6 protein-coding genes and 1 pseudogene are annotated in these 4,652 nt (G+C 64.4%); all 7 read left to right on the plus strand.

Annotated elements, in window-relative coordinates; all coding sequences use genetic code 11:
* Window positions 1-435 precede the first annotated feature (435 nt).
* A complete protein-coding gene (locus FJ251_13610; GenBank protein ID MBM4118742.1) occupies window positions 436-957 on the plus strand; it encodes a hypothetical protein in 522 nt (173 codons plus the stop codon).
* Window positions 958-1,581: 624 nt separating this feature from the next.
* On the plus strand, window positions 1,582-2,019 hold the full coding sequence (locus FJ251_13615) for a hypothetical protein (GenBank protein MBM4118743.1): 438 nt from the start codon (window positions 1,582-1,584) through the stop codon (window positions 2,017-2,019).
* 526 nt (window positions 2,020-2,545) lie between these two features.
* Complete coding sequence (locus tag FJ251_13620) at window positions 2,546-2,785, plus strand: DUF4160 domain-containing protein (protein ID MBM4118744.1); 240 nt, start codon at window positions 2,546-2,548, stop codon at window positions 2,783-2,785.
* Window positions 2,766-3,022: pseudogene (locus tag FJ251_13625) on the plus strand (DUF2442 domain-containing protein). The gene FJ251_13620 and the pseudogene FJ251_13625 overlap by 20 nt, the downstream one beginning before the upstream one ends.
* A 123-nt stretch (window positions 3,023-3,145) precedes the next feature.
* Window positions 3,146-3,601 (plus strand): HNH endonuclease, encoded by a 456-nt coding sequence (locus FJ251_13630; protein MBM4118745.1) that lies wholly within the window; start codon window positions 3,146-3,148, stop codon window positions 3,599-3,601.
* 54 nt (window positions 3,602-3,655) lie between these two features.
* Window positions 3,656-4,372, plus strand: a complete 717-nt coding sequence (locus FJ251_13635; GenBank protein ID MBM4118746.1) for a DUF1016 domain-containing protein — start codon at window positions 3,656-3,658, stop codon at window positions 4,370-4,372.
* Between the two features lie 101 nt (window positions 4,373-4,473).
* Window positions 4,474-4,652 (plus strand): polyketide cyclase (locus FJ251_13640; GenBank protein MBM4118747.1); only part of this gene is annotated, 179 nt, incomplete at its 3' end.

Raw genomic sequence — 4,652 nt, forward strand, 5'->3', positions numbered from 1 at the left:
TGCTCAGGGATTTTGCCAAAGAGAGGTCGGCCTCGACTACCCAGAGGACACCCTCTGGAGCGTTGTCTCAAGTTCCTTGTCGGACGAGATCAGCGCGTTGCTGCAGGCTACGATCGGCTGGCTCTCCGGGTCCCAAGAAAAAGCCGAGGCACTTCTGGCGACGGGGTCGGAGGATACGAAGCTCGCCGTTGTCTCTTTTCTCGGCCAGGTGCGGGACTCTGCTGCGCTCAGGCGACTTGAGGAGATAGTGGCCAGTGACGCCTCCGGCCCGTTGAAGGAGAAGGCACAGTCACTGATCGATCAGGCACGAGTACCGCTGCCACCTAACTAGCGCTTGCACCCGACGGCCCGCGGTCGGGGTCAACAGACGAGTTGAGCGTGGAATCCGCGCGGGCCGCGGGTTAAGCGCGGCGTTACACCGATGAGGACCTGCCAATGATCTTCCAGCCCGTGCCAAAACGCGCCGCGTCGCTGTCTCGTATCGTGATGGCCGCTGTGTTCATCGCATCCCTTCTCGCTCATAGCGCGAGGGCAGCAGCGGAGCGCGAGCCGGGTTTAGATCTTGTCGTCTACGCCTTAGACCGCTTTCCCGAGAATCTCGAGCTTGGCCAAAGGCTCACGTTTGAGGTCCGGATTGAGAACAAGGGACCTGTCGCGATCAGCGTCCCCAGTGCGATCCATCCCGGAGGCGGCTACGTCTTGATTGACCTGGTCGGACCTGATGGCAAGAAGATCGGGTTCCCGGACGAGCAGATCCCCGAGTTTCAGGGAGGACCCGAGGATGTGGTGAAGCTGCGCCCCGGCACCTTCTATGGCGAGTCCACGAGTTTGGGGCCCATGAGGGAGCCTGGCGTGTACCGTCTCAAGCTTGTTCTGCTAAGTCCTCGTGCGCCATGCATTCCCGATATGGTCACCGGCGACCTTGAGACCGAGTCAGTCTCCTTCAGGGTGGAGTGAAGATGCACCAGTGTAACAAACGCCTGCACCCGCCGAGCACTATCGTCACGCCGCTGGCGGTTGCCAGCGGCGCGACAACCGGTCGCTACGCTCCCTTCGCGCTCGCTGGTGAGGCTGGCGTTTGGTGAGGGACCGATGAGTGAGAGATGCGCGATTTGCGGATGTCTGGTCCGCCGGGGTAGGGGCTACGCAACGCCTACGCTCGCGGGCAGATCTCACGCCACACGACACCACTACGTGGCAGAGCGGTTCTTTGGCCGCTCATCGAACCGGCGCGGGACTATGCGGAAGCCGATCTTTCAGCGATGCCCTTGGGGTGTCGAGGGGGAAACGGCCATCTTCTGCTACGAGTGTCACGAAGAGCTACTGCACAACCCGGTCTTACTTCCGCGCGATGTCGAAGCGCTGGCATGCCTGGTGAAATCCCGGGGACTCGATGAGGGTCGGAAGATGGTGAGCCGCAAGAAGCTCGCTGGGCGAATCGAACTCCTTAACGAGGTGATCGCGGCTGGCTTAGAGAGGCTCGCCGAACCGCGCCTTGTAGCCAGCGCCGAGGACGCCGCGGCTGAAGGCTGACATTGTCCCGGCATCTGAGAGCCTGACTATAACTGGAGGGATTGCGATATGGCTAGATGCACAGCGCCGGTGCGGGGCCATCGAACAGCAAGCGGGGCAGCGGCCTGCCCTGCATGCGGTGGCCGCTACCGGAGCTACGGGGGCTACGGGTCGTACCCGCACCCGTTCTACCCCTCGTGGGGAAGCAGCGGGGGTGGCCGGAGCAGCATCGGCGGGTCCGGCGGCATCGCAAGGCCAAGATGGTCGCGAGTCGGGATCGTATTGGTGACCCCCACGCTGCTGCGCCGCATCGAAGGAGAAAGCATCGCCGAAAGGGAGCTATCGGCCCTCCTTGCGCGTGACCTGCTCGTCCCCATCGTGCACGACACGACGTATGAAGCTCTCCGCGAAGTTAGCCCTCTGCTTGGCTCGCGAAGCGGCCTGGATACAGCAGAAGATTCGATGGAGCGCATCGCGGCCAAGCTCGCCGAGCTAGTTGCCCTTTAGCTGTGTCGAGCAACGAACCCGCAGATTGCGGGATTACAACAGCATGCAGAGGACGGCGCTCCGCGCCGCTGCTGAGCGCTGGCGTTTGGCCGAATGCAGGATCAGGAAACGCTCGCCGGAATGGTCGGCGATAGCATTCCCCGGGTGGATTCCATTGACCAGTGTCCCCATGGGCATCAGCGGGAGCTGAGGCGCCTGTCAAGCAGCCGAAAGCCTTCGTGAAACGGTGCCCAGGTGTTAGGAGGTGGCATGGCGGAGAGGAGCAAGAGCGTGCCCTTGGCGATCCGAGTTTGGTACGACCCGAAATCCGGGCACATCAAGATCGCAGGAGAGGGTCTCACTGCTTCCACGGTATGCAACGACCCGAGCAGCAAACGATATCACCCAAACCTCTTCAAGAAGCTGTCCCGGGTGCTGCGCGAAGCTGGCGTGCCATCGCCATGAGCGTCTAGCTTCTCTAGCGGCTGGCGCTGCGCCGCGATGCGCAAGGATGATCGAGGGGCGCAGCGTGTGGTAGACTCGACCCATGTCGCCAACGATCCTGCGCTCTGGACCCTACCGGCTCTTCTTCTTCAGCAACGAGGTTGGTGAGCCGCCGCTTGATCACGTACAGCGCGAGCGGATGCTGGCGAGGTCTTGGCTCGGCCCCGTCCAGCTCGCGCACTCGACCGGGTTCGTCTCACGAGAACTGCGTCGGATCGAGAGAGTGGTGACCAAGCACGAGAAAGCCATTCCGGAGGCATGGCATGAGTACTTCCCCGATTGAGATCCGGCCCCTGGCGCGCGCCGTCGTAGCAACCGACGACGCCTTGACCGTTGCTCTCGCGGACGGACCATCATCGTTCCGCTAGTCTGGTTCCCGCGACTCCTCCACGCGGACGCTGCCGCCCGGGGGAAGTGGGAGCTGCTCGGCGACGGCGAGTGCATCCACTGGCCGGATGCCGACGAAGATCTCAGTGTCGAGGGACTGCTCGCCGGAAACCATGCAAGGGGCGCGACCTAGCTCCGGAATGGCGGGGCTGGTACTTCGCGATGCTGCTGGCGCCGGGCGTCTTGTGCCGCAACGGATCATTCAGGGACTACGGCCTGGCAGCACAGGCGCTCTAGTGCTGCAACCGAGGCGCACATGAGCAAACCACAAAGCCCGAACACCGACTCCCTCCGCGAGCAAGTGCAGGCGCTACGCCGGCTCCGCGAGCAAGGCAAGTCCGCCAACCGGCGCCCTCGCCGGCACCGCCTGACCGCCGCGGCGCGAGCGGCGATCCTCAGGCGAACGGGTGGCAGGTGCCACATCTGCGGAGGCGAGATCCATGGGGCCTGGGATGCCGATCACGTTTTCGCGCACAGCGCCGGCGGCGAGCACGCGGTAGAGAACTTCCTGCCCGCCCACCGCACCTGCAACAACTACCGCTGGGACTATCTGCCCGCCGAGTTCGAGCTTGTCCTGAAGCTCGGCGTGTGGGCGCGGACCCGGATCGAGAGGGGCAGCCTCGTGGGCCGGGAGATCGAAAAGCAGTTCATGGCCTACGAAGCGTCGCGGATGCGCCGGCGCAAGGGTGCTGCATCGGGCGATCGCGCCTGACACGCCGCTACTGCCGATCATCCGGGTGTCGCCGGATACCCCGCGCTGGGCTCGATGGCGTGTGGATGCTGGTCAACTCAAGGAGATCGAGTCGTGACGAAGCGCGCTAAGAAGCGATCAGCCGCACCTGCGGTACGAGGCGCTGATTCCTTGATTAGCCTAGGTGCTGGCTACGGCAACCTCGTTGGCGGCATCGCCTCGCTGCTCGAGGAGGCCCGGCGCACCTCTGCCCGGGCGGTGAACGCGCTCATGACCGCCACTTACTGGGAGATCGGCCGGCGGACCGTGGAGTACGAGCAAGGGGGCAAGCAGCGCGCCGAGTACGGAGCGGCGCTGCTCAAACGGCTCTCGGTCGATCTGTCGGCCCGCTTTGGGCGCGGGTTCTCCGAGCGAAATCTCGAGCAAATGCGGCTGTTCTACCTCTCCTGGCCGATTTCGCAGACGCTGTCTGCGGAATCGGAGGCCGCGGGCGGTTCGCAGACCTCGCGGCGTAAACCGCACCAGGCGTCTGCGAAGATCCCCGAGACATTGTCTCGGATATCCGGGGGGCCGGCGGCGCCTCTGTCTCTTCGCGACCTAGCTAGCCGCTTCCCGCTCCCCTGGTCCGCGTACGTCCAGCTCCTCTCGGTCAAGAGCGACGAGGCTCGCCGCTTCAAGGTGCTTGCCGCCGAGTACCGCACAGCCCTCCCCGATGAGAAACTCCTTGCCGCGGAGCTCGCGGAGACGCGGCGCAGTCTGGAAGCTCGACCGGCGCGAGGTCGGAAGCGATGAGGCCGGGGCGGAGAAGCTCGGTCGTGTCCTCTCATGAACTTGCCTGTCACCCGCTCTCCCCGTATCCTCCAGCGCTTTTCCGAACCGCTAAGGAGTCACCAATGCCCGCGCCACCGAATCCGAGCGCCGCCTTCCGCACCGAGCGCGTGCTCGCGGCGACGCCGAGCCGCGTCTTCGCCGCCTTCGCGCAGGCAGAGCAACTCGCCCAGTGGTGGGGACCCAGCGGCTTCACGAACACTTTCGCGACCTTCGACTTCAAGCCCGGCGGCCGCTGGGTCTT

The organism is bacterium, assembly GCA_016873475.1.
Lineage (GTDB): Bacteria > Krumholzibacteriota > Krumholzibacteriia > JACNKJ01 > JACNKJ01 > VGXI01.